The organism is Pseudomonas salmasensis, assembly GCF_014268375.2.
In the GTDB taxonomy this organism is placed as follows: Bacteria; Pseudomonadota; Gammaproteobacteria; order Pseudomonadales; family Pseudomonadaceae; genus Aquipseudomonas; species Aquipseudomonas salmasensis.
In genome coordinates this window covers 5034213-5058275 of the sequence record NZ_CP077083.1, presented here as the reverse complement: position 1 = coordinate 5058275, position 24063 = coordinate 5034213, and the positions used below count along the sequence as shown (strand labels likewise).

The window sequence follows — 24063 nt, the reverse complement described above, 5'->3', positions numbered from 1 at the left end:
ACAAGCCCACTGTGCAAGCAGTGGGCTTTGTTTTACGAGGTTTATGGGCCATGTCACCCGCGATCCGGGCGCTGGCTCACCTGAAAATCTTAAAACCGTCACCAGCGGTTCGCTGGCAAACGCTTTGTGCAACCTGGTCACAGAACAGGGCACCGAGCCGGAAATGACTCCACCAGTGAAATGCGTATCGGGTTTTTAGGAGCGCTGTAATGCCTGAGATCTATCATTTTTTCCAACAGCTGGTTAATGGCCTGACCATTGGCAGCACCTATGCCTTGATAGCCATTGGCTACACAATGGTTTACGGCATCATTGGAATGATCAACTTCGCCCATGGCGAGGTGTACATGATTGGTTCCTACGTGGCCTTCATCGCCCTTGCCGGGCTGGCCATGATGGGGATCCACTCCCTGCCGCTGTTGATGACCGCTGCGTTTTTGGCATCGATCATCGTAACCAGTGCCTATGGCTACAGCATCGAGCGGGTTGCCTACCGTCCCCTGCGGGGCAGCAACCGTTTGATCCCGCTGATTTCCGCCATCGGCATGTCGATTTTCCTGCAGAACACCGTATTGCTGTCCCAGGACTCCAAGGACAAGTCCATTCCCAACCTGATTCCGGGGAGCATCTCCTTCGGCCCGGGTGGCGCACAAGAAGTGCTGATTTCGTACATGCAGATTCTGGTTTTCGTGGTCACGCTGGTGGCCATGCTGGGCCTGACGCTGTTCATCTCCCGCTCCCGTCTGGGGCGCGCCTGCCGGGCCTGCGCCGAAGACATCAAGATGGCCAACCTGCTGGGCATCAACACCAACAACATCATCGCCCTGACCTTCGTCATTGGTGCTGCGCTGGCGGCCGTGGCGGCCGTGTTGCTGAGCATGCAATACGGCGTGATCAACCCCAACGCCGGTTTCCTGGTGGGCCTCAAGGCCTTTACCGCGGCGGTATTGGGCGGCATCGGCAGCATTCCGGGCGCCATGCTCGGCGGGCTGGTGCTGGGTGTGGCCGAAGCCTTTGGCGCCGATATCTTCGGTGACCAGTACAAGGACGTCGTCGCGTTCGGCCTGTTGGTTCTGGTGTTGTTGTTCCGTCCGACCGGCATCCTGGGCCGTCCGGAGGTTGAGAAAGTATGAGCAGATATCTTAAATCGGCGTTTTTCAGCGCCTTGCTGGTCTGGGCCGTGGCCTTTCCGGTACTCGGTCTCAAGCTGAGCATTGTCGGCATCAACCTGGAAGTGCATGGCACCGGGCCCGTCACGCTGACCGTCATCGCGCTGTGTTCGGTGCTGATGTTCCTGCGTGTACTGTTCACCCAGCAGGTCGGAGCCTTGTTCAAGGGCAACCGTGGCCCGTTGGTGTCGCCCAAGGTCAGCCAATTTCTGACCCTGCCGCGCACCCAGCGCTACATCATCATCGGGCTGATCATCGCAGCGCTGATCTGGCCGTTCTTTGGCTCGCGCGGCGCGGTCGACATTGCCACCCTGATCCTGATCTACGTGTTGCTGGGCCTGGGCCTGAACATCGTGGTGGGCCTGGCCGGCCTGCTCGACCTGGGTTATGTGGGCTTCTACGCCGTGGGTGCCTACACCTACGCGCTGCTCTCGCATTACCTGGGCTGGAGCTTCTGGATCTGCCTGCCACTGGCCGGTATGGCAGCGGCCACGTTCGGCTTCCTGCTGGGCTTCCCGGTGCTGCGCCTGCGCGGTGACTACCTGGCCATCGTGACCCTGGGCTTCGGCGAAATCATTCGCCTGTTCCTGCGTAACCTCACCGATATCACCGGTGGCCCCAATGGTATCAGCAGCATTCCCAAGCCGACGTTCTTCGGGCTGTCGTTCGACCGCACCGCCGCCGAAGGCATGCAGACCTTCCACGAGTACTTCGGGATTGCCTACAACCCGGTGAGCAAAGTGGTGTTCCTGTACCTTGTGGCGCTGCTTTTGGCGTTGGCGGCACTGTTCGTGATCAACCGCCTGCTGCGCATGCCCATCGGCCGTGCGTGGGAAGCGCTGCGCGAAGATGAAATCGCCTGCCGTGCCCTGGGCCTGAACCCGACCATCATCAAGCTTTCCGCATTCACCCTGGGCGCTGCATTCGCCGGTTTTGCCGGCAGCTTCTTCGCCGCTCGCCAAGGCCTGGTGACGCCGGAATCGTTCACCTTTATCGAGTCGGCGATCATTCTCGCCATCGTCGTACTGGGTGGCATGGGCTCGCAACTGGGCGTGATCCTGGCGGCCATCGTGATGATCCTTCTGCCGGAAATGATGCGTGAGTTCAGCGAATACCGCATGTTGATGTTCGGCGCCATGATGGTGCTGATGATGATCTGGCGCCCTCAAGGCCTGCTGCCCATGCAACGTCCACACATGGAGCTGCGCAAATGAGCCGCGAGATCCTGAAAGTCGAAAACCTGAGCATGCGCTTCGGCGGTTTGCTGGCGGTCAATGGCGTGGCCCTGACTGTCAAAGAGAAACAAGTGGTAGCGCTGATCGGCCCCAACGGCGCCGGCAAGACCACCGTGTTCAACTGCCTCACCGGTTTCTACAAGCCGAGCGGTGGCAGCATCCTGCTGGACGGCCAGCCGATCCAGGGCCTGGCCGGCCACGAAATCGCCCGCAAAGGCGTGGTGCGGACCTTCCAGAACGTGCGGTTGTTCAAGGACATGACGGCGGTCGAGAACCTGTTGATCGCCCAGCACCGTCACTTGAACACCAACTTCTTCGCCGGCCTGTTCAAGACTCCGGCGTTCCGCAAGAGCGAACGCGAGGCCATGGAATACGCGGCGTATTGGCTGGACAAGGTCAACCTGACCGAGTTCGCCAACCGCCCGGCCGGTACCCTCGCCTACGGCCAGCAACGTCGCCTGGAAATCGCCCGTTGCATGATGACTCGCCCGCGCATCCTGATGCTCGACGAACCCGCTGCCGGCCTGAACCCCAAGGAAACCGAAGACCTCAAGGCGCTGATCAGTGTGCTGCGTGAGGAAAACAACGCCACGGTGCTGTTGATCGAACACGACATGAAACTGGTCATGAGCATCTCCGACCACATCGTGGTGATCAACCAGGGCACGCCGCTGGCCAACGGGACGCCGGAGCAGATCCGCGACAATCCTGAAGTGATCAAAGCCTATTTGGGGGAAGCGTAAGATGCTGCAATTTGAAAACGTTTCCACTTTCTACGGCAAGATCCAGGCCCTGCACAGCGTCAATGTGGAAGTGCGCCAGGGAGAGATCGTCACCCTGATCGGCGCCAACGGCGCCGGCAAATCGACCTTGCTGATGACCTTGTGCGGTTCGCCGCAAGCCTACAGTGGCAGCATCCGCTACATGGGTGAAGAACTGGTGGGCAAGCACTCCGCCGAGATCATGCGCAAGAGCATTGCGGTGGTGCCGGAAGGCCGTCGGGTGTTCTCGCGCCTGACCGTCGAAGAGAACCTGGCCATGGGTGGGTTCTTTACCGACAAGGGCGATTACCAGGAGCAGATGGACAAGGTGCTGCACCTGTTCCCCCGTCTCAAGGAACGCTTCAGCCAGCGCGGCGGCACCATGTCCGGCGGCGAACAGCAAATGCTCGCCATCGGCCGGGCGCTGATGAGCAAGCCCAAGCTATTGCTGCTGGACGAGCCGTCCCTGGGCCTGGCACCGATCATCATCCAGCAGATCTTCGACATCATCGAACAGCTGCGCAAGGACGGTGTGACGGTGTTTTTGGTGGAGCAGAACGCCAACCAGGCGCTGAAAATCGCTGACCGCGCCTATGTGCTGGAGAATGGCCGGGTGGTGATGCAGGGCACCGGCGAGCAATTGCTGACCGATCCGAAAGTGCGGGAGGCGTACCTCGGCGGCTAGAAAGAGTGAGTTCTAAAATGGGAGCTGGCTTGTGTGGGAGCTGGCTTGCCTGCGATAGCATCACCTCGGTGTATCTGAAGCACCGAGGTGCCTGCATCGCGGGCAAGCCCAACTCCCACACAAGCCAGTTCTCATTTTTCTGGTAAAAATACATGTTGTTTGCAGTTTTTTTCGATGGCCTTGTAACGAATTCCCTCCCCCTTTCTCTAGTGGTGCATGCAGGCAATCAAGCCTGCGCATTCAACCACTGCTGGAGACACACCATGACCACCAAACTGTCAGCCGCCACCCTCGTTCTGGCCCTTGGTTCTGCCCTGAGCCTGTCCGCCCTGACCACCACCGCCCACGCAGCCGACGACATGCAGAAATGCTTCGGCGTGGCTGAAACCGGCAAGAATGACTGCGCCGCGGGCGCCGGTACTTCCTGCGCTGGCACCTCCAAAACCAAAGACCAGGCCAATGCCTGGAAACTGGTCCCTGCCGGCACGTGCACCCAGACCCCAAGCACCACCTCGCCGACCGGTTTTGGCCAGGAAGCGGCCTTCACCGCCAAATCCTGAACCCCGCGCAGCCTGAGTACTGATGATGACGCTTACAGCCCAACACGCGGTCTCACCGGCTCAGGTGCCCGGCCTCCCCTCTCGGGCCGGGTTGGGGCTCAAGACCGAGCACTTCACCGAGGTGCTCGAGACCCGCCCCGACATCGGTTTTTTCGAAATACACGCCGAAAACTACATGGTGGCCGGCGGCCCGTTTCATCACTACCTGGGGTTGATTCGTGCGCAGTACCCCCTGTCACTGCACGGCGTCGGCCTGTCCATCGGCGGCGAAGGCCCCCTGGACCGCGAGCACCTGGCACGCCTGGCCGCGCTGATCGAACGCTATCAACCCCAGTCTTTTTCCGAACACCTGGCGTGGTCCAGCCACGGCCCGGTGTTTCTCAACGACCTGCTGCCCCTGGCCTACGACGCCAGCACCCTGAACCGGGTGTGCGAACACGTCGACCAGGTACAAAGCAGGCTCAAGCGGCCGATGCTGCTGGAAAACCCCTCCACTTATCTGCAGTTCCAGCGCTCCACCCTGGACGAAACCGACTTCATCAGCGAGATCGTCCGCCGTACCGGTTGCGGCCTGCTGCTCGACGTCAACAACGTCTACGTGTCCTGCATCAATCATCAGCGCGACCCGCTGGCCTACATCGATGCCTTGCCATTGCACGCAGTGGGTGAGATTCATCTGGCCGGTTTTGCCGAAGACACCGACAGCCTGGGCGACCGCCTGCTGATCGACGACCACGGCGCGCCGATCGATAACGCCGTGTGGCAGCTGTACGCACAGGTACTGGCGCGGACCGGAGCGGTAGCGACGCTGATCGAGCGGGATAACCAGGTGCCCGCGTTCAGCGTGTTGCAAGCAGAGGCCCGGCAGGCCGAGTGGTATTTGTCGCAGGTGGCCCGATGAGTATTCAGCGAACATTCGCCGAGGCGTTACTGGCCCCGCAAGCAACCTGCCCCGAGGGCGTGTTCAGCAGCAACGGTGCTGAGCCGGCGAGCCGCTTTGCGGTGTATCGAAACAATGTCCATAGCGCGTTGATCAATGCTTTGACAGCCGCCTACCCGGTGGCGCGGCAACTGGTCGGCGATGAGTTTTTCCGCGCCATGGCTGGCCTGTATATCCAGGCCCACCCGCCCACCAGCCCGTTGATCAGTGAATACGGCAGCACGTTCGCTGACTTTATCCAGGCTTTCGAACCGGCCTCGAGCGTGCCCTACCTGGCCGATGTCGCCCGACTGGAGCGCTTACGGGTTTGCGCTTATCACGCGGCGGATTGCCAGGTCCTGGATCAGCACTGCGTACTTGAGCAACTGCAAGGTTGCGCGCAACTGGGGCAACTGCGTGTACGACTGCATCCGTCACTCGCCACGCTGGAATCTTCCTACGCGGTGGTATCGGTTTGGGCGGCGCACCAGACCGACGGGGCCGTCGCCAGCTTGAACCCCTGGCATGCCCAAGGCGCGCTGGTCTTGCGCCAAGGGTTGGCGGTCAAGGTATTCGCCATCGACTGCGGGTCTGTGACCTTTATCAACCGCCTCAACCAAGGCGACGGGCTGGAGATGGCCATCGCTGACGCCCTGCAAGCCTCCACCGAATTCGATCTGCACCAATGTCTCACGCTGTTGATCAGCCACGACGCCATCACCCATTTGCGCCTGCAACCCGAGGTATTGCCATGAACATTCCCGCTCCCTGCCTGATAAAGCGAACCGTCGCACTGTTTGAAAAAATCCCCTACAGCCTGATCGCCTTTATCGCACGCTTCTCCATTGCGGCGGTGTTCTGGAAGTCTGGCCAGACCAAGGTCGAAGGCTTTGCCATTGACCTGATCAGCGGCACCTTCCAATGGGGCGAGCCCAAACTTGCCGCCTCGACCCTGTTTTTGTTTCGCAGCGAATACCCGTTGCCTCTGCTGTCGCCCGAGGTGGCCGCGCACCTGGCAACCTTTGCCGAGCACTTTTTTCCGGTGCTGATCCTGCTGGGGTTCGCGACGCGGTTTTCGGCCCTGGCCTTGATCGGCATGACCCTGACCATCCAGCTGTTCGTCTACCCCGACGCCTATCCCACTCACGGCACCTGGCTTGCGCTGTTATTGCTGTTGCTTGCCAAAGGGCCGGGTTGGCTGTCCATCGACCACCTGATTGCCCGTCGTTATCGCTGAAGTCGATCCAGTGCCTCGCCGCTGCGCTTGAACCAGTCCACCAGGTAGTCGGCCAACACTTGGGTACGCCGTGGCAGGCCGCCCTGATAGGGATGCACCAGGTACATCGGCATGCTGCGCGTCTGATAGTCGCGCAGCAGCCAGCGCAATCGGCCATCAGCCAGCTCCGTGGGTAAAACGTAGGACGGCAGGCGAGCAATACCGGCGCCGACCATCGCGGCTTTTTTCAGCAGGTTGTAGTGGTTGGAGGCGAAGGTGCCGCTCACCTTTACCCGCAGCAATTCGTGTTGCTGGTGGTACAACCATTCCTCGCGGCCACTGTAATGGCTGTTGAGCAAACAGCTGTGCGCCGCCAGGTCTGCCGGGGTCTGCGGCTCGCCATGCTGTTCCAGATAAGCCGGGCTGGCGCAGGTCATCTCATGCCAGGCCAGCAAAGGCTTGGCTACCAGGCGTTCATGTTCGATGGCGCCGGAGCGTACGCCCAAGTCAAAGCCATCGCGTGCCAAGTCTCGGTAGCTGTTATTGAGCTCCAGCTCGATCTGCACCTGCGGGTATTGCTTGGAAAACTCCAGCAACAAGCCATCGAAAAAGGTTTCGCCCAACGACACCGGAACGGTCATACGCACAGGGCCGGCCAAATCATCTTTGAGTCGCGCCAAGGCCTGACGGGCGCGTTCCACCTGCACCACCAACGCTTGTGCCTGGGGCAGCAACGCCGCGCCGGCAGCAGTAAGGCTCAGCTTGCGTGTGGTGCGGTGCAGCAGTACCACGGCGAACTGCGCTTCCAGCTGGCTGATGCGCTTGGACAACTGCCCTTTGCTGCAGCCCAATTGTGCGGCCGCCACGGTGAAACTGCCGGCTTCGATCAGCACGGCGAACGCCGCCAGGTCATCCATTTCGCTCATGGACTGTTTCCATTTGAAAACCAAAGGTTGCCTATTAGCACGTTTATCCAGCTAAAAAGCCACACTAGACTGAACGCAAATCCCAACCTCTGTAGGAGCGAGCTTGCTCGCGAAGAACTCTAGACCGCCGGCGTGTAGTCAGTTTTACCGCGTGATCGTTGACGTTTTTCGCGAGCAAGCTCGCTCCTACAGGTAATCAGCCCAGAGGAACAGCACGATGAAAATCCTATTGATCGGTGCCAGCGGCACCATCGGTTCAGCGGTCAAGGCGGAACTGGCCCAGCGCCACGAAGTGATCAGCATCGGCCGCACCAGCGGCGACTTTCAGGTGGATATCAGCGATAGCGCCTCGATCCGCAAGTTGTTCGAGCAGACCGGCACGTTCGACGCCTTGGTCTGCGCGGCAGGCAGCGTCAACTTCGTGCCCCTGGCAGACATGAACGACAGCGATTTCGAACTGGGCCTGCGTGACAAACTGATGGGCCAGGTCAACCTGCTGTTGATCGGCCGTGAATACGCCAACGACGGTGCTTCGTTCACGTTCACTACAGGCATTCTGAACCGTGATCCGATCCGCACCGGCGCTTCGGCGGCCTTGGTCAACGGTGCATTGGACGCCTTCGTCAAAGCGGCGGCCATTGAGTTGCCACGCGGCCTGCGCATCAACTCGGTCAGCCCGACGGTGTTGCTGGAAGCCATGGGTAGCTATGCCCCTTATTTCCGTGGCTACAAACCCGCCCCGGCCGCCGATGTGGCGCTGGCTTACGCAAAAAGCGTCGAGGGCCTGCAAACCGGTCAGACCTTTATCGTAGGTTGAAGGTGATATCCGTAAGAAACGCCTGAAGCTGGCAAGCGGGCTTGTGATGCACGGCCAGCCTGCGTAACGTGGCGGCACTTGCCTGGAGACCCGATAATGCGCGCCGCCCGTACCCTCGCCCTGTTTGCCTTGCTTCCTCTGTTCGCCGCCTGCCAATTGTTCGAAAGCGAGCCGGCCAAGCCATCGACCGTCGGGCTGACCCGTATGCAGGGTGAGTTGACCGCGGTAGACGGCAAACTGCTGTTCCAGCCGTGCGGCGACCAGCGTAGCTACGTGGTCAACGACACCGGCGGCACCAGCGTCCTGCAGGAAGCCGCCTCGCTGGCCGGCCAGCAGGGCACGCTGTTTGCCGACCTGCGTGGCAAGTTTTCCGGGGTCGCCAGCGGCACCCAGGGTTCAGTAGACCTGCAACAGCTGTATCGCGTCGAACGCTCGACCTCAGCCTGCTCCGACCCGGACTTCAAGCGCATGATCCTGCGGGCCAACGGCCATAAACCTGCCTGGGCGATGAATGTCACGGCCAAGGGCATGGTGCTGGAACGCGAGGGCCAGCCACCGTTGGCAGTGCCGTACGTCGAGGAGCAACTGGGCGACGGCCGCTTCAACCTGATGACCGAAGCCAATAACCAGCACATCGAACTGTGGGTGGCGCCCCAGCGCTGCGTCGACAGTGTGAGCGGCAGCCTGCAACACATGAGCGCCGAGTTGCGCGTGAACGGCCAGGTGCAGCGTGGTTGCGCGGCGTTCGGCGGCTCGCGGGACGATTAACCTGACGGAAAGTCGCCATTGGGGCTTATAATCGCCGGTTTGCAAAACAGCCGGCCTCCTTGCCCGCCGCCTACCGGATCCTGTCATGTTACGAATCACTGAACTCAAGCTGCCCATCGACCATCCCGAAGAAGACCTGCGCGCTGCCATCGTGCAGCGCCTGGGCATCGCCAGTGATGACCTGCTCGATTTCACCCTGTTCAAGCGCAGCTACGATGCGCGTAAAAAGACGTCGGAGCTGTGCTTCATCTACACCGTCGACCTGAACGTAAAGGATGAAGCCGCCCTGCTGCTCAAGTTTGCCGACGACCGCAACGTCAACCCGGCACCGGATGTCAGCTACAAGGTGGTGGGCCAGGCGCCGGAAGGTCTGGCTGAGCGGCCAATCGTAGTGGGCTTTGGCCCCTGCGGGATTTTCGCCGGGCTGCTGCTGGCACAGATGGGCTTCAAGCCGATCATCCTTGAACGCGGCAAGGAAGTGCGCCAACGCACCAAGGACACCTGGGGCCTGTGGCGTAAAAGCGTGCTCAACCCCGAGTCCAACGTGCAATTCGGTGAAGGCGGCGCCGGTACCTTCTCCGACGGCAAGCTGTACAGCCAGATCAAGGACCCGAAATTCCACGGTCGCAAAGTGCTGCACGAGTTCGTCAAGGCTGGTGCGCCGGAAGAAATCCTCTACGTCAGCAAGCCGCACATCGGTACCTTCCGCCTGACCGGCGTGGTGGAAAACATGCGCGAGCAGATCATCGCCCTGGGCGGTGAAGTGCGCTTCGAGCAGCGGGTCACCGACGTGCTGGTCGAAGACGGCCAGTTGAACGGCGTGGTCATCGACGGCGGCGAGCAGATCCTCTCCAAGCACGTGATTCTTGCCTTGGGCCACAGCGCCCGTGACACCTTCCGCATGCTCCACGACCGTGGCGTGTACATGGAAGCCAAGCCATTCTCGGTGGGTTTCCGTATCGAGCACCCGCAGTCGCTAATCGACGCCGCACGCCTGGGCAAATACGCTGGCCACCCCAAGCTGGGCGCAGCGGACTACAAGTTGGTGCACCACGCCAAGAATGGCCGTTCGGTCTACAGCTTCTGCATGTGCCCGGGCGGCACCGTCGTGGCTGCGACCTCGGAACCCCATCGCGTCGTGACCAATGGCATGAGCCAATACTCGCGTAACGAGCGCAATGCCAACTCGGGCATCGTGGTAGGCATCACCCCGGAGGTGGATTACCCGGGCGGCCCGCTGGCCGGTATCGAGTTGCAGGAACGCCTGGAATCCCACGCCTACATCCTCGGCGGCAGTAACTACGAGGCCCCGGCGCAACTGGTAGGTGACTTCATCGCCGGCAAACCCTCCACCGCGCTGGGCAGTGTGGAGCCGTCCTACAAACCTGGCGTGTCATTGGGCGACCTGGCCCTGGCCTTGCCGGACTTCGCCATCGAAGCCATCCGCGAAGCCTTGCCGGCGTTCGAGAAGCAGATCAAAGGCTACTCGCTGCACGATGCGGTGCTGACCGGCATCGAAACCCGCACCTCGTCCCCCTTGCGCATTACCCGCAACGAGTCGATGCAGAGCCTGAACGTCAAAGGCTTGTTCCCGGCCGGTGAAGGCGCAGGCTATGCCGGTGGGATTCTGTCGGCGGGTGTCGACGGGATCCGGATCGCCGAGGCGTTGGCGCGGGATATGCTCGGCATTGAGGCCTAAAGCACCCTGGCGGCAAACCTAAATCCAATGTGTGTGGCTTGCCTGCGAAAGCGGTGGTGCAGTTAAAAACTCAGTGATTGACACTCCGCTTTCGCGAGCAAGCCCGCTCCCACAGTTGGATCGGGGGGTGTCAGATATTGGCGCGCAGGATGTTATCGGGTAGCGCCTCACCGCGTTCGACACTTGCCGCTACCGCCGCGATCAACCCTTCCAGCTCATAGCCCTGCCCCGCCAGCCACGCCTGATCGTAATAGGTCGTGGCATACCGCTCACCACCATCGCACAAGATCGCAACGATCGAGCCCGATGCCCCTTCCGCTTTCATCTGTTGCGCCGCCATCAGGGCACCGATCAGGTTGGTCCCGCTGGAACCACCAACCCGTCGCCCCAAACGCTGCGCCAGGTAATGCATGGCCGCCAGGGACAATGCATCTGGCACCTTGACCATGGCGTCAATCACCGCCGGCAGAAACGATGCCTCCACCCGTGGTCGACCAATCCCTTCAATCCGCGAGCCACAGTCCAGGCGCAGGCTGGCATCACCACTCTGGTAGAAGTCGAAGAACACCGAGCGTTCGGCATCGGCACACAACACTCGCGTGCAATGCTGGCGATAACGCACGTAGCGGCCCAGGGTCGCGGTGGTGCCGCCGGTGCCAGGGCTGGAAATCAACCAACTCGGCTCCGGGTGCTGCTCAAAGCGCATCTGCTGGAAGATCGATTCGGCAATGTTGTTGTTCGCTCGCCAGTCGGTGGCACGTTCGGCGTAAGTGAACTGGTCCATGAAGTGGCCACCGCTTTCCTGGGCCAGGCGTTCGGATTCGGCATAGATCTGCGTCGGGTCCTGGACCAGGTGGCTTTTGCCACCGTAGAAGGCGATTTGGGCAATCTTCTCTTGAGAGGTTGTAGCGGGCATGACGGCAATAAACGGCAAGCCGAGCAAGCGCGCAAAGTACGCCTCCGAGATCGCGGTGGAGCCACTGGAGGCCTCAATCACGGGTGCGCCCGGCTTGAGCCAGCCATTGCACAACGCATACAGAAACAGCGAGCGCGCCAGCCGGTGTTTCAGGCTGCCGGTGGGGTGGCTGGACTCATCCTTGAAGTACAACTCGATGCCTGGCAAACCCGGTAATGGCAGCGGGATCAGGTGGGTATCGGCGCTGCGCTGGAAGTCCGCTTCAATGATGCGAATGGCTTCGCGGGCCCAGGTACGGTGGTCGCTCATGGTGGCTTCTCTAAAGGTTTTCAGCGGTGATCTTAAGATGTTTCCTACACTCCACACAGATACAGTGATGACGCAATCGGACACACAATTGCTAGTCTTTGGCTCACCGATGCCCCGGGCCATCTCTTATAACAAATAAGAATATAACTTTTGTTTTAACAACTAACGGTACGGGTTAGGGTACCCACCTATTGAACCTGGATTGGAGAGCATCCCTTGCCTCTGCGTAGCACTTTCACCCGTTTCTTCCAGCTGGAAGCCGCCAGTGGCCTGTTGTTGATCGCCGCTGCCGCCTTGGCGCTGATTATCAACAACTCACCGTTGTCGCACCTGTACAACGCCTTTCTCGACACGCCAGTGGTTGCACAGGTTGGCGCGTTGAAAATCGCCAAGCCGGCGCTTCTATGGATCAACGATGGCCTGATGGCCCTGTTCTTCCTGTTGATCGGCCTGGAGGTCAAGCGCGAGCTCCTGGATGGTCACCTGTCCAGGCCTTCCCAAGTGGTGCTGCCTGGCGCAGCGGCCATCGGCGGCATGGTGGTGCCGGCGCTGATCTACTGGGCCCTGAACAAGGACAACCCGGCCGCCCTGGCTGGCTGGGCAATCCCTATGGCCACCGACATTGCCTTCGCGCTGGGTGTGCTGGCCCTGCTGGGCAAGCGTGTACCGGTGTCGCTGAAGCTGTTCCTGATGACCCTGGCGATTATTGATGACCTTGGGGCCATCATCGTCATTGCGCTGTTCTATTCCGCTGACTTGTCCACCGCATCCCTGGCGGGCGCGGGGGCGTGCTTGATTGCACTGATTGCGATGAACCGCCTGGGCGTGATCAAGCTGGGGCCGTATATGATCATCGGCCTGATCCTGTGGGTGTGCGTGCTCAAGAGCGGTGTGCATGCGACCTTGGCCGGCGTAACCCTGGCGTTCTGCATTCCACTGCGCACCAAGAATGCCGAAACCTCGCCGCTGCTGAGCCTGGAACACGCCCTTCACCCGTGGGTGGCCTACGCTATCCTGCCGCTGTTCGCGTTCGCCAACGCCGGGGTCTCTCTGACGGGCGTCAGCCTGGAGAGCTTCACCCACTCCGTGCCCATGGGCATCGCCGCCGGCCTGTTGATCGGCAAGACCGTCGGCGTGTTTGGCCTCACCTGGCTGGCAATCAAGACCGGCATCGCCTCACTGCCCAGCGGCGCCAACTGGGGCCAGGTACTGGGCGTGGCGATCCTGTGCGGAATCGGCTTCACCATGAGCCTGTTCGTCGGCTCCCTGGCGTTTGTGCCAGGCGCCAGTGAGTTTGCCGGGGAAGATCGCATGGGGATTCTGACCGGGTCGATCCTGGCGGCCTTTATCGGATATGCGGTGACGGCGATGGCGAGTCGCAAGAAAGCGATCGTTGCATGATTGAAGTAGGAGCGAGGGGGACGCCTAGTTCTTGCTCGCGAAAAACTGACAGGCGCCGCGTTCATTCATTGAGCACGCGTTATCGTTAACGTTTTTCGCGAGCAAGCTGGCTCCTACAAACAAAACCCCCAACCGGTCACCCGGTTGGGGGTTTTTCTTCGCCTGTAGCTTAAGGCTTAGCGAGTCACGCGGCTGGTACCGTCGACGGTCATGATGCGTACGCGGTCACCAATGCGGAAGATTTCATTTTCCTGTACGGCTTGTACGTAGGCACGCATGCTGCCGTCGTCTTCGCGCACGGTGATTTCCACGCCCTGGGTACGGGTCAGGCCTTCTTCGGTGGCCGAGCCCAGCAGGCCGCCCGCAACTGCGCCGATCACAGCAGTAACGATGCTGCCACGGCCGCCACCGATGGCGCTGCCGCCAACGCCGCCGATGACTGCGCCTGCGGCGCCGCCGATTGGGGTTTTGGTGCCTTCAATTTTCACTGGGCGCAGGGATTCGATGGTGCCCATGCGAACGGTCTGTACGCGACGCGCCTCATCACGAGAGTACGAGTCGCCGGTCAGACTCGAGGCGCAGCCACCCAACAGCAACGACAGGGTGGTAAAGCAGGCAACTAGTAAAACGGACTTACGCATAGCATCAACTCCAAAGGACAGGTATTCATTAAACGCTGTGGCTTGGCGCGTGTCACGGCGCGCCAGGCAGAAACTTGCTTTCATTCAGCCTGAGTACAGACTGCCAGCACCAGAGAACTCGACGAACGGTAACCAAGCCAGTGTACAGAACGATGCCATAACCGGCTTGATCAGTGTAGCCGCACAGCCGAAAGCGCCCGAAGCCTCTTGAACAGAGACTTCGACGCAACGCTGTAGATTCAGGTGGGATGACGAAAGGTGACGCTCAGGGCGCCAGACGCTCGCGGGACCATTGGCCGTCTTGCAAACGGTAGTTGAGGCGATCATGCAGGCGGCTGGCGCGGCCTTGCCAGAACTCGATGCGCTCGGGCAGTAAACGGTACCCTCCCCAATGCTCTGGGCAATCGGGCTGGGTATCGCTGAAACGCTCTTCAGTGGCCTTGAGCAGCGCCTGCAGCTCTTCGCGATCACGAATCACCTTGCTCTGCGGAGAAGCCCAAGCGCCCAGGCGACTGCCCAACGGGCGCACCTGGTAATAAGCATCCGACTCTTCAGGCGTGACCTTGACCACGCGCCCTTCAATGCGTACCTGGCGCTCCAGGGTTGGCCAGAAGAAGGTCATGGCCGCAAACGGCCGCGCCGCGAGTTGTTCACCCTTGGCGCTCTGATAGTTGGTGAAGAAGGTAAAGCCCTGTGCATCCAGGCCCTTGAGCAGCAGGATGCGGCAGTGCGGGCGACCGTCCTGGTCGACCGTCGCCAGCGTCATGGCATTGGCCTCCACTGGCGGCTGTTCGGTTTTTACCGCATCGCCAAACCATTGGTGGAACAACGCAAACGGCTCGTCCGGGGCCTGGGCCTCGCTCAAACCGTCCCGTGTGTAGTCACGGCGCATATCGGCCAGTGCCTGGGTCATGCGGCTTTATCCTTGTGGTTCAACAGCTCAGTTTTTTGCCTGGTCGTTCGAAGCAGGTGCCGCCTTGGCTTTGGCAGTCGCTGGCTTCTTGGCAGCCGGCTTGGCCGCAGCCTTTTTAGCCGCTGGCTTGGCCGCTGCTTTCTTGGCCGTGGCCTTTTTGGCAGGCGCTTTTGCCGCCGGTGCTGGCGCAGGCACATTCTGCACCGCGACCATTTCAGCTACCGGCGGAGTCTTGCCCGAGTTGTATTTGCTCAGCAGTGCCAACATCGTTGTACGCTGAGTGAACATGATTTCCATGCGACGGTTCAGCGCACGCCCCTGATTGCTGTCGTTGGCGGCACGCGGCATAAGGTCGCCCATGCCACGCAGCATCAAGCGATCCTGTTTCAGACCACTCAGGCTGAAAATCGAGGCAATGGACTGCGCACGTTCCTTGCTCAACGCCTGGCTGGCGGGAGCGCTGCCCGTGGCATCGACGTGGCCCAGCACCAGTACGGCGGTTTTCGGGTCAGCTTCAACGGCCTTGGCCACCCGCGTGAACGGGCCCAGGGTCACCGGCAGCAACATGGCCGGGCGCTTGGGGTTGTAGGAGCCGTCTACCGGGGCAATCACCACCAGGGTGCTTTCACGACGCTCCAGTTGCAGGTTGCTGTCCTTGATGGCCGCACGCAGGCGTGGTTCGTATTCGTCCAGCCAGGCTTGGGTGATCTTCGGGTCAGGCATTTGTACGTTGGTCACGTCGACCTTGGCCAACGGCTTTGGCTTGCTTTCGAACGGCCACCACCAGCGCGGCTCGCTGTCGGTTTTGGCGACGACAGGTGCTGCGTCAGAGGCCGGGGTTGCGGCCTTGAGGTCGGCTTTCAGGTCAGCCTTGGCGTCGGCAGCTTTTTCTTCGGCACTCTTGGTGGAAAACGGCCACCAGCTGTAACCGGTGTCAGCCTTGGCGGCCGGGGCAGGCGCGGCAGCAGCGGCGACAGGTTCAACAGGCTTGGCACCGGCAGCCGGCTTGGCGTCGGGCTTGGTATCCGGCTTGGCGTCGGTCTGGGCCACTGGATCCTTGGTTGCCGCTTTGTCAGATCCAAATGACCACCAATGCCCACCTTCGGCATCATTTTGTGGAGTTTGTGCACAACCCGTAATAGTGAGGCACAGCGCCAGTGCCAAAGACTTGTTCGATAACATGAGATATCCACAAAATGAGAAAAAACCAGGGGGTCGCGGGACCCGTTAAACAGACGCTAAAAGAACATTCAAGTTACAACATGTCGTTCAGCATCTTTTTTATACTTGCCTTTGTAACAAAAAATTGTGAAACAGCAAGGGGTTTATAGACAACCGGCCAATATTCCGACCAACTTCTGGGCACGCGGGTCCATAAGTACGTAAGGCCCCAGGGTATTAGTCACAAAACCGAAGGCTACATCATGTTCAGGGTCGGCAAAGCCGACTGAGCCCCCTGCCCCAGGATGCCCGAATGCACGGGGCCCAAGGCCGAACGTGGCATTGGGCAACTGCGGTTGATCCAACATGCAGCCCAGGCCGAAGCGGGTTTGGGTCAATAAGGTTTTATCCGGCCCGATACTGTGCTCGCGGGTCAATTGTTCGAGCATGTCGCTTTCCAGCAAACTACCGTCCAACAAACCACTATAAAACCCGGCCAGGCTGCGCGCATTACCGTGGCCATTCGCCGCAGGCTGCTGCATGCGTCGCCATTCGGGCTTATTAGTGCTGGTCAGAATAGACGGTGGGTTGGCAAATGCACGGGTAGTCATCGCCGCTGGCTCGCGCATCATTACTTTAAGTAACCGTTGCGCGGCTTCATCCCCCATAGTGCCTTTGCTGCGCGCTATATGGGCGACGCGATAAAACTCTTCATCCGCCAGGCCTACATGGAAGTCCAGCCCCAAGGGGCGTGCCACCCGCGCCACGATCGACTCCCCCGGCCCGCGCCCGTCGGCGCGGCGCAACAGTTCGCCGACCAGCCAGCCATAGGTGATCGCCTCATAGCCATGGCCCTGGCCCGGGGTCCACCACGGGGCCTCGGCCGCCAGGGTATCGACCATCAATTGCCAGTCATACAGGGCTTCGGTGGGCAGCATTTCACGGATGGCCGGCAGCCCGGCCTGGTGGCAGAGCAACTGGCGCAGCGTGATCGCTTCCTTGCCAGCAGCGGCAAACTCCGGCCAGTAATCGGCCACCGGCGCATCGAGCTTGAGCTTGCCTTCGGCCACCAGTTGCAGGGCAGTCACTGCCGTGAAGGTCTTGGTGCAGGAGAACAGGTTGACGATGGTATCGCTGTGCCAGGCCTCGGCACCGTCCTTGTCGGCAGTACCGGCCCACAGGTCGACGACGGTTTGCCCGCCGATCTGGATGCACAGCCCGGCACCACGCTCCTGAGGATCATCGAACAGGGCGGCGAAGGCTTCGCGCACCGCTTCGAACTGCAGCTCGTAATGACCCTGAATCTGCACCTAAGTCCCCTCGGAAAACACCATGAAAAGTGGTCGCCATTCTTTCAGCCATTGTGGGTTTTGTGAACCCGTCAACGATGAATCAATGCCCATTCCCAGCATGCCCACCAGGGTGCCCGGCGCCCTGCCCCGCGCCTTTGCCGTCGCGCCCCGGCTTGCCGGCTTCACTTTCACGCGTCGCTTGGGTGGCCTTGGCTTTTTGCGCCTCACGGCCCAACTGGTCGAGTGCGGCCAGGTTGCTCTTGCGCACCGTCTCGACAAAGCCCTGGAAGGGAACATCGGTAATGCCGACCAGGCCGAAATGGCCGTTTTCACCATCCAGCAGACGCCCGGTGACGGGCTGGTCCAGGTACTGGAACCAGTGCACGCCGACAATCGACGGTTCGGTCACGGCCTGCTTGAGGAAAGCGGTGTAAGCCGCGCCACGGTCTTCTTCGCGGGCCAGTTGCGTCACGCCGCCCCAGAATGGGCCACGGTCGGCGGAGCCAAAGTTGAATTCGGTGATCAGTACGGGTTTGTCCAGCGCACGCAGCGCGGCGAAGTCATAACCATCCTGAGGCTTCAAGGTGTACATATTGAAGCTCAGCACGTCGCAATACTGCGCGCACGATGCGACGGCTTCCGGCGTGCTCACCGCAAAACGGCCGCCCAGCAACAGCTGGTTGGGCGCGTGCCACTTCAGCGAGTCGGAGATGGTCTTGAAGTAAGCATCGGCGAAGGTCTTCTGGAAATACTTGAAGTCGGCTTCGATCTCCGGGTGTTCAGGGCTGGGCATCGGCGGCTCAAAGCCTGGGTCTTCCATCAGCTCCCAACCGGCCAGGTGAATGCCCCACGCTTTGGAAAGGCCCTCTTCATTGCGGTATTTATCGCGCAGTTGCTTGAGGAAGGCGCGCTTGGCCGGCACATCGGTGGTCATGCGCAGGGTGCCGTAGGCCAGGGCGTAACGCGATTTTGCCTCGTCGCCGGGGCCGGCCCAGGCCAATTCGTTGTCGGCAAAGAAGCCGATCAACCACGGGTCGTCGCGGTGGTCACGGGCCGCGATGGCCACGGCGCGTTCGGTGGCCATGGCAAAGCGCGGGTCGAACGGATCGGGCATGCCGCCCCACCAGTCGGTACCGGTGCTGATGCTGGCATAGTCACCGACAATCGACAGCGGCAAGGTGTACGGCACGCGGTCGGCAGTGGCAAGGTCCGGATCGCTCCAGTTGCCAACGGTGTTGAAGCCCCAGGCTTGCAGGCGATCAAGGGTATGGGTCACCCAGCGTGGCTGGTCCAACGCGTCACCGCCGTAAGTGCGTTGCAGGTTGGCGCCATAAAAATCGTACCAACGCCCCGAACCAAAGCCGCGACCTTCGCCGGCGCCGTTGCCGGTGCGGCTGTCGTCGCTGCCGTAGTACTTATCAAAGGGTTCGCCGGCCTTGGGCAGCGCCGCAAACATCCACTCGCGCCCCGCCACGTAGGTCTGGCTGTTGTCCGGCGCCACGGTGTTCACCCCCAGGGAGTAGAACGGATGCCCGTCCGGCGTCACCAGGTACCAGCGGCCGTCGCGCTTCTGAGTGCGGAAAAAACCGCTGGCGTCGAAGGCCGGGCCCTTTTTCCAGCCGCCGTATTGATCCAGGGAGGACTTGTCCCGCTCGGCCAGCCAGGCCTTGAGCTGCTGTTGTTCCTTGGCGGCCGATGCCTTGAGTTGCTCGTCGCTGCTGACCTTTTCCGGCCAGCGTGCACGGGTGGACTGGCCATAGGCGTCCACCAGTTCAGTGTAGGCAGCCTTCAATACCGGCTCGCTGTCCTGCACGCCGAAGCGCTCCAGCAGGATACTTTGGGCGGCATTGGGCTTGAGCATCGACAGGGTCACCGAGACCACCTGGCTGCGGTCGATTTCCCCGGTGCTGGCGGCCAGCAATACCCGCTGGCCATCCACGGTCATCGGCATCGGCGGGCCGGCCTTCATGCCCTGGCTCAGGGGTGAGTTGGCTTGCAGCGGGACGAGTAACGTCTGGGCCGGGCCGGCCGGCAGGTCGATGCGGCTGACGAGCGTCTTGCCGTCGGCGCTTTGCACCTTGACGTAGAGGGTCAGCGCCCAGTTCATCGCGCTCTGGATACGCAGGCTCATGGCGCTCGATTGCGACCAATCCCAGGTACCCGTCTGCGGGCTGAGCACCAGGCTCGGCTCGGCAGCCGGGTTGAAGGTGATACGGCGCAGCACCTCGCCTTCGGGCGTTTGTTCGGCGTTGTATTGCGGCAGGCTGGCGTCCTGGGTCGCCACCTTGACCACATCGGCAGGCCTGACGAAATTGAACAGCGTTTGTTGCCCCTCGGGCGCAGCCATCAGCGGCGCAGCGAACAGCAGGGCAAAAAGAGCGGGCAGCGTGCGAATCATACGAACAAGGTTCTCCCAAACGGCCGATGACTGGCCTGACGATAGTGATGAGATAGACCACGCAGTGGGCGATTTCGCCCACAGTGGCTTAAGAAATTTCGCGCCTGAACGGCGGCAAGGCATTGAGGATCGCCTTGCCATAGCGCTGGGTGACCAGGCGCCGGTCGAGCAAGGTGATGGTGCCGCGGTCTTCTTCGGTACGCAGCAGACGCCCGCAGGCCTGCACCAGTTTCAGTGAAGCATCTGGCACCGAAATTTCCATGAACGGGTTGCCGCCCCGGGCTTCGATCCATTCGGCCAGTGCCGCCTCGACCGGGTCATCCGGCACCGAGAACGGGATCTTGGCGATCACCACGTGTTCGCAGTAAGCGCCCGGCAAGTCCACGCCTTCGGCAAAACTGGCCAGGCCGAACAACACGCTGGAATCCCCACCGTCGACCCGCGCCTTGTGCTTGTTCAGGGTTTCCTGCTTGGACAGGTTGCCCTGGATAAACACCTGCTTGCGCCAGTCGCGGTCGAGGCCGTCGAACACGTCCTGCATCTGTTTGCGCGACGAAAACAGTACCAGGGTGCCGCGGGAGCCTTCCACCAGCGACGGCAGATCGCGAATGATCGCCGCCGTGTGCGCGGCCGCGTCCCGTGGGTCGGCCTTGAGGTCTGGCACCCGCAGCACGCCGGCGTCAGCGTGATGAAACGGGCTGGGCACCACGGCGGTGACGGCCTTTTTCGGCAGGCCGGCGCGCATGCGGAAGCGGTCAAAAGTGCCCAGGGCCGTCAGCGTAGCCGAGGTTACCAGGCAGCCGTAGGCCACGTTCCACAGGTTGCGGCGTAGCATTTCGGCGGCGAGGATCGGACTGGCGTTGACCTCAATATCGAACAACGCACCGCTTTCCGACAACGTCAGCCAGCGGGCCATGGGTGGGTTGTCTTCCGGGTCTTCGACGGTGAAGGCGGTCCACAGCTCCCAATTGCCTTGGGAACGAGACAGCAGGCTGCCGAACAAGGGGTACCACTCTTCGGCCTGGTTGCTGGCGATGCCGATATTGACCTCGCCATCCATGCCTTCCTTGAGCAAGTCCGTCAGGCGCGTGAACAGGTCGGTGAGGCGTGAAAAGCCTTTCTTCAGCTCGATGCCCATTTCGCGCATGTGCTCGGGGATCATCCCGCCGACAAAACGATGGCGCGGGCGCTCACGGCCTTCGACGTCTTCACCGGGCTTGAAGTCCGCAACCTGCTCGCAGGCGCTGAACATGAACTGCTGCTGGGTCTTGATCTCGCGCGCCAGCTCCGGCACTTGCTCGATCAGCTTGCCCAGGTCGCCGGGCAACGGGTGCTGGGCGAGCAGTTTGGTGAGGTTTTTGGCGGTGGTTTCCAGCCAGTCGGCCGTGGAACGCAGGCGCGTGTAATGGGCGAAATGGCCAATGGCCTTATCTGGCAGGTGATGGCCTTCGTCGAACACATAGAGCGTGTCGCGTGGGTCGGGCAGTACCGCGCCGCCACCCAGGGCCAGGTCAGCCAGCACCATGTCGTGGTTGGTGACGATGACGTCCACCTTGCCCATGCCTTCGCGCGCCTTGTAGAAGGCGCACTGGCCGAAGTTGGGGCAATGGCGGTTGGTGCACTGGCTGTGGTCGGTGGTCAGGCGCGCCCAGTCGGAGTCTTCCAGGGCAGTGGGCCAACTGTCGCGGTCGCCGTCCCATTTGTTGCCGGCCAGTTTCTCGATCATGCTGGTAAACAGCTTCTGACTGACCTCATCCACCTCGATCTTGAAGCCTTCTTCTTCGAACAAGGAGGCGGTGGCGGTTTGGGCGTGGCCTTCCTGTAGCAATACGTCGAGCTTGGACAGGCACATGTAACGGCCACGGCCCTTGGCCAGGGCGAAGGTAAAGTTCAAGCCACTGTTGCGCATCAGGTCGGGCAGGTCTTTGTAGACAATCTGCTCTTGCAGCGCGACGGTAGCGGTGGCGATCACCAGGCGCTTGCCAGCGGCCTTGGCCGTGGGAATCGCGGCCAGGCTGTAGGCCACGGTCTTGCCGGTACCGGTACCGGCTTCAACGGCCACTACCGCAGGCTCACCCTCGCGGCGGCCTTCGTCGTCGGTGTCGATATCCCCGAGGACTTTTGCCACTTCGGCGATCATCAGGCGCTGGCCGTAGCGCGGTTTCAAGCTTTTGGCTTCGAGAAAACGCGAATAGGCGCCCTGGATCGTGGTTTTGAGTTCAGTGCTGATCATGGATAGTCGGGCGCAAAAAACGCTGGATAAATTTTCAGTGGTTCGGATCGGCCGCTATCATACCCCGCTAATTAATCCCGCGCAGAACGGAGTACCACAATGACCGCGTTTAGCCTCGCTTATACCCTGCATGTACTGGCCGCATTGATCTGGGTCGGCGGCATGTTTTTCGCCTGGATGATCCTGCGCCCCGCCGCCATGGCGGCACTTGAGGGCCCTGCCCGGCTCAAGCTATGGGCAAATGTGTTTCAACGTTTTTTTGTATGGGTATGGGTGGCGGTGGTGCTTTTGCCGATCAGCGGCATGGGTTTGCTGCACGTGCGCTTCAGTGGTTTTGAAACCGCACCGCGCTATGTGCAGGTGATGATGGGCTTGTACCTCGTGATGACGGCGCTGTTTATCCGCATCCAGGCGTTGAAATTCCCGGAGCTGAAGGCAGCGGTGGCGGCTGAAGATTGGCCGGCGGGCGCGGCTGCGCTGGGGCAGATTCGCAGGTTGGTGGGGATTAACTTGATCGTAGGGTTGGTGGTGGTGGCGGTGGCTTCGGCTCGGCCGATGTTCTGAGCTGTTCTTTCTGACGCTATCGTGGCGGTATCTACACAACTTTGTAGCGCTCAACGGTAACCACGATGCGAAGCGAGCCGCTCTTGATCTTGATCTGCTTGTGATCTTGATCTCAGGCGCCCCGTTAAACCACGCTGGCCGGAATTCGACAGGGATTTGGGGGGTAAACCGGCAGGGATGCCGGTTTAGCCGCCCCGCGCCATGGATGGCGCGTGGCGGCGGCCCCCCAAATCACTGGCGGATTACGGGCACACCGAGCCCAGGCGAGGTGCCGAGTGGTGGGGCAAGAGCCTTTTGCTTACTTTTGGGCTCTTTTCAAAAGTGAGCCGCCGTTGGGCGGAACCCTAAGTGGCCGTTACCGCAGCAATGGATATGTACTCGGTATAACAGTGTCGACTGTGAGGCCGTCATCGCAGGCAAGCCAGCTCCCACAGTTGGATCGCGGGGGTGTCAGTTAGATAGGTGTAGGCTGTCAGGCCGTCGCGGGAGCAAGCTCCCTCGCCACAGGTCCAGCATCGCACCGAAAATGTGTAGATACCTATGGCTTGCCCGCGATGGCGTAAGACCAGGCGAATCAGAGCCGCTGGATAGTCACAGACCCCGCAGGCCCAGCCGGCCCCGGTTGCCCTTCCAACCCTGGACGGCCCTTTTCGCCGCCGTCCGCGCGGTACACCAGGCAGCCCTTGGACTGCCCGCCCTTGCCGGGTTTACCCGCAACACCTGCCAGGCCACCAGCCCCGCCATCGACCCAGACCTTGATCTGTTCAGCCGGGAATTCCTGCGGCAACTCCAGGCGTACCTGCGCACCCGCCGCCCCCGGCCGGCCATCGCCGCCGTTATCGCCATTGAAACCACGCCCGGCTGAACCCCAGGTGCAACCTGGGTCCACGCCGTTGGCACCATCCAGGCCCGCATACCCTTGGGCTCCGGCGCCGCCACGGGCATCCACCGACAGCGCTTCGGCGGTCAGCGAGTTAATGCGCAAGGTCAGGTCACGCCCAGCCTTGGCGGGTTTTTCGTGGGTGCCGGGGGCGCCCCGAGAGGTGATCTGGCTACCGTGCTCCAACTGCGCCTCGCGCACTTGCATTTGCAGTGCGGTATTGCCGGGAACAATGGTGATGCGTGCGTCGCGCCCCAAGTGCAGCTCATCCACCGTGACTTGGCTGATGGTGGCCGGAATCAGCAAGGTGCCGTAGTCCGCCACGTCCAGGCGCTCGAGTTGCAACACGCTGGTGCTACTGGGCAGGCGCATCAACGAATGGGTTTCGACACTGACGCTCTGGGCCAGGGCAACGGGGCTGACCAACAGGGCCAACAGAAAAACCTTACGCATCATGGGGCTCCTGAGTGTTTTCAAATTTTTCTTTGAGCGCACAGTAACGACTTCTACAGGCGATTTGCCAGTGAAGGATCAAAAAACTTCAGTTCTCCCCCAGTGGCTATCGACCGTCGCGCTCTAGGCCCGCGCGCCCAGCCGCGC

At 61.1% G+C, this 24063-nt stretch carries 22 protein-coding genes; 13 read left to right on the top strand and 9 right to left on the bottom strand.

All coding sequences use genetic code 11. The features are described from left to right. Positions 1-209 precede the first annotated feature (209 nt). The 8 genes from livH to HU731_RS22635 all read left to right on the top strand — a co-directional run bounded on the left by livH (position 210) and on the right by HU731_RS22635 (position 6566). The gene (gene livH / locus HU731_RS22670; RefSeq protein WP_003193535.1) at positions 210-1133 is read left to right on the top strand and encodes a high-affinity branched-chain amino acid ABC transporter permease LivH; all 924 of its coding nucleotides are present in this window, start codon (positions 210-212) and stop codon (positions 1131-1133) included. Then, complete coding sequence (locus tag HU731_RS22665; RefSeq protein ID WP_034125955.1) at positions 1130-2383, top strand: high-affinity branched-chain amino acid ABC transporter permease LivM; 1254 nt, start codon at positions 1130-1132, stop codon at positions 2381-2383. Before livH ends, HU731_RS22665 begins: the two co-directional genes overlap by 4 nt. Continuing rightward, the gene (gene livG, locus HU731_RS22660) at positions 2380-3147 is read left to right on the top strand and encodes a high-affinity branched-chain amino acid ABC transporter ATP-binding protein LivG (protein ID WP_003193538.1); all 768 of its coding nucleotides are present in this window, start codon (positions 2380-2382) and stop codon (positions 3145-3147) included. Before HU731_RS22665 ends, livG begins: the two co-directional genes overlap by 4 nt. Before the next feature lies 1 nt (position 3148). Continuing rightward, positions 3149-3850, top strand: a complete 702-nt coding sequence (locus tag HU731_RS22655) for an ABC transporter ATP-binding protein (protein WP_003193540.1) — start codon at positions 3149-3151, stop codon at positions 3848-3850. Positions 3851-4113: 263 nt separating this feature from the next. After that, positions 4114-4410, top strand: a complete 297-nt coding sequence (locus HU731_RS22650) for a BufA1 family periplasmic bufferin-type metallophore (protein ID WP_186605617.1) — start codon at positions 4114-4116, stop codon at positions 4408-4410. 22 nt (positions 4411-4432) lie between these two features. Beyond that, entirely contained in the window at positions 4433-5311 is an 879-nt protein-coding gene (bufB, locus tag HU731_RS22645) for an MNIO family bufferin maturase (protein ID WP_186605615.1), read from the top strand. Continuing rightward, positions 5308-6084: an HvfC/BufC N-terminal domain-containing protein gene (locus HU731_RS22640; RefSeq protein WP_186605613.1), complete on the top strand. Its 777-nt coding sequence runs from the start codon at positions 5308-5310 to the stop codon at positions 6082-6084. Before bufB ends, HU731_RS22640 begins: the two co-directional genes overlap by 4 nt. After that, positions 6081-6566: a DoxX family protein gene (locus tag HU731_RS22635; RefSeq protein WP_186605611.1), complete on the top strand. Its 486-nt coding sequence runs from the start codon at positions 6081-6083 to the stop codon at positions 6564-6566. The genes HU731_RS22640 and HU731_RS22635 overlap by 4 nt, the downstream gene beginning before the upstream one ends. On the opposite strand, the gene HU731_RS22630 is transcribed toward HU731_RS22635, so the two are convergent. Then, positions 6557-7471, bottom strand: coding sequence for a LysR family transcriptional regulator (locus HU731_RS22630; protein ID WP_186605609.1), 915 nt, complete (start codon positions 7469-7471; stop codon positions 6557-6559). The two genes, HU731_RS22635 and HU731_RS22630, sit on opposite strands and share 10 nt — an antisense overlap. Positions 7472-7688: 217 nt before the next feature. On the opposite strand from HU731_RS22630, the gene HU731_RS22625 reads away from it, so the two are divergent. The 3 genes from HU731_RS22625 to HU731_RS22615 all read left to right on the top strand — a co-directional run bounded on the left by HU731_RS22625 (position 7689) and on the right by HU731_RS22615 (position 10755). After that, positions 7689-8288 (top strand): short chain dehydrogenase, encoded by a 600-nt coding sequence (locus tag HU731_RS22625; RefSeq protein WP_186605607.1) that lies wholly within the window; start codon positions 7689-7691, stop codon positions 8286-8288. Positions 8289-8384: 96 nt separating this feature from the next. Further along, positions 8385-9056: a COG3650 family protein gene (locus tag HU731_RS22620; protein ID WP_186605605.1), complete on the top strand. Its 672-nt coding sequence runs from the start codon at positions 8385-8387 to the stop codon at positions 9054-9056. Positions 9057-9141: 85 nt separating this feature from the next. Next, entirely contained in the window at positions 9142-10755 is a 1614-nt protein-coding gene (locus tag HU731_RS22615; RefSeq protein ID WP_186605603.1) for an NAD(P)/FAD-dependent oxidoreductase, read from the top strand. 130 nt (positions 10756-10885) lie between these two features. Here HU731_RS22615 and HU731_RS22610 read toward each other — a convergent pair whose 3' ends face one another. Continuing rightward, positions 10886-11980 (bottom strand): PLP-dependent cysteine synthase family protein, encoded by a 1095-nt coding sequence (locus HU731_RS22610; RefSeq protein WP_186605601.1) that lies wholly within the window; start codon positions 11978-11980, stop codon positions 10886-10888. Between the two features lie 216 nt (positions 11981-12196). On the opposite strand from HU731_RS22610, the gene nhaA reads away from it, so the two are divergent. Beyond that, a complete protein-coding gene (nhaA, locus tag HU731_RS22605; protein WP_186605599.1) occupies positions 12197-13381 on the top strand; it encodes a Na+/H+ antiporter NhaA in 1185 nt (394 codons plus the stop codon). A gap of 176 nt (positions 13382-13557) precedes the next feature. On the opposite strand, the gene HU731_RS22600 is transcribed toward nhaA, so the two are convergent. The 6 genes from HU731_RS22600 to dinG form a co-directional block, all read right to left on the bottom strand. Next, positions 13558-14022 carry an outer membrane lipoprotein gene (locus tag HU731_RS22600; RefSeq protein ID WP_003189251.1) on the bottom strand — a complete coding sequence of 155 codons (465 nt, stop codon included), beginning with the start codon at positions 14020-14022 and terminating at the stop codon, positions 13558-13560. A gap of 265 nt (positions 14023-14287) precedes the next feature. Beyond that, positions 14288-14935 (bottom strand): pyridoxamine 5'-phosphate oxidase, encoded by a 648-nt coding sequence (gene pdxH / locus HU731_RS22595; protein WP_032893144.1) that lies wholly within the window; start codon positions 14933-14935, stop codon positions 14288-14290. Positions 14936-14962: 27 nt separating this feature from the next. Further along, a complete protein-coding gene (locus tag HU731_RS22590; RefSeq protein ID WP_186605597.1) occupies positions 14963-16117 on the bottom strand; it encodes an OmpA family protein in 1155 nt (384 codons plus the stop codon). 143 nt (positions 16118-16260) lie between these two features. Further along, positions 16261-17406: a serine hydrolase domain-containing protein gene (locus HU731_RS22585; RefSeq protein WP_186605595.1), complete on the bottom strand. Its 1146-nt coding sequence runs from the start codon at positions 17404-17406 to the stop codon at positions 16261-16263. Positions 17407-17488: 82 nt separating this feature from the next. Next, positions 17489-19786 (bottom strand): beta-galactosidase, encoded by a 2298-nt coding sequence (locus HU731_RS22580; protein WP_186605593.1) that lies wholly within the window; start codon positions 19784-19786, stop codon positions 17489-17491. An 88-nt stretch (positions 19787-19874) separates the two neighbouring features. Beyond that, positions 19875-22019, bottom strand: a complete 2145-nt coding sequence (dinG, locus tag HU731_RS22575; RefSeq protein WP_032893148.1) for an ATP-dependent DNA helicase DinG — start codon at positions 22017-22019, stop codon at positions 19875-19877. 99 nt (positions 22020-22118) lie between these two features. Between dinG and HU731_RS22570 the strand changes: the two genes are divergently transcribed. Then, the gene (locus tag HU731_RS22570) at positions 22119-22583 is read left to right on the top strand and encodes a CopD family protein (RefSeq protein ID WP_186605591.1); all 465 of its coding nucleotides are present in this window, start codon (positions 22119-22121) and stop codon (positions 22581-22583) included. Between the two features lie 574 nt (positions 22584-23157). On the opposite strand, the gene HU731_RS22565 is transcribed toward HU731_RS22570, so the two are convergent. Continuing rightward, positions 23158-23916, bottom strand: a complete 759-nt coding sequence (locus HU731_RS22565) for a collagen-like protein (RefSeq protein WP_186605589.1) — start codon at positions 23914-23916, stop codon at positions 23158-23160. Positions 23917-24063: the final 147 nt, after the last annotated feature.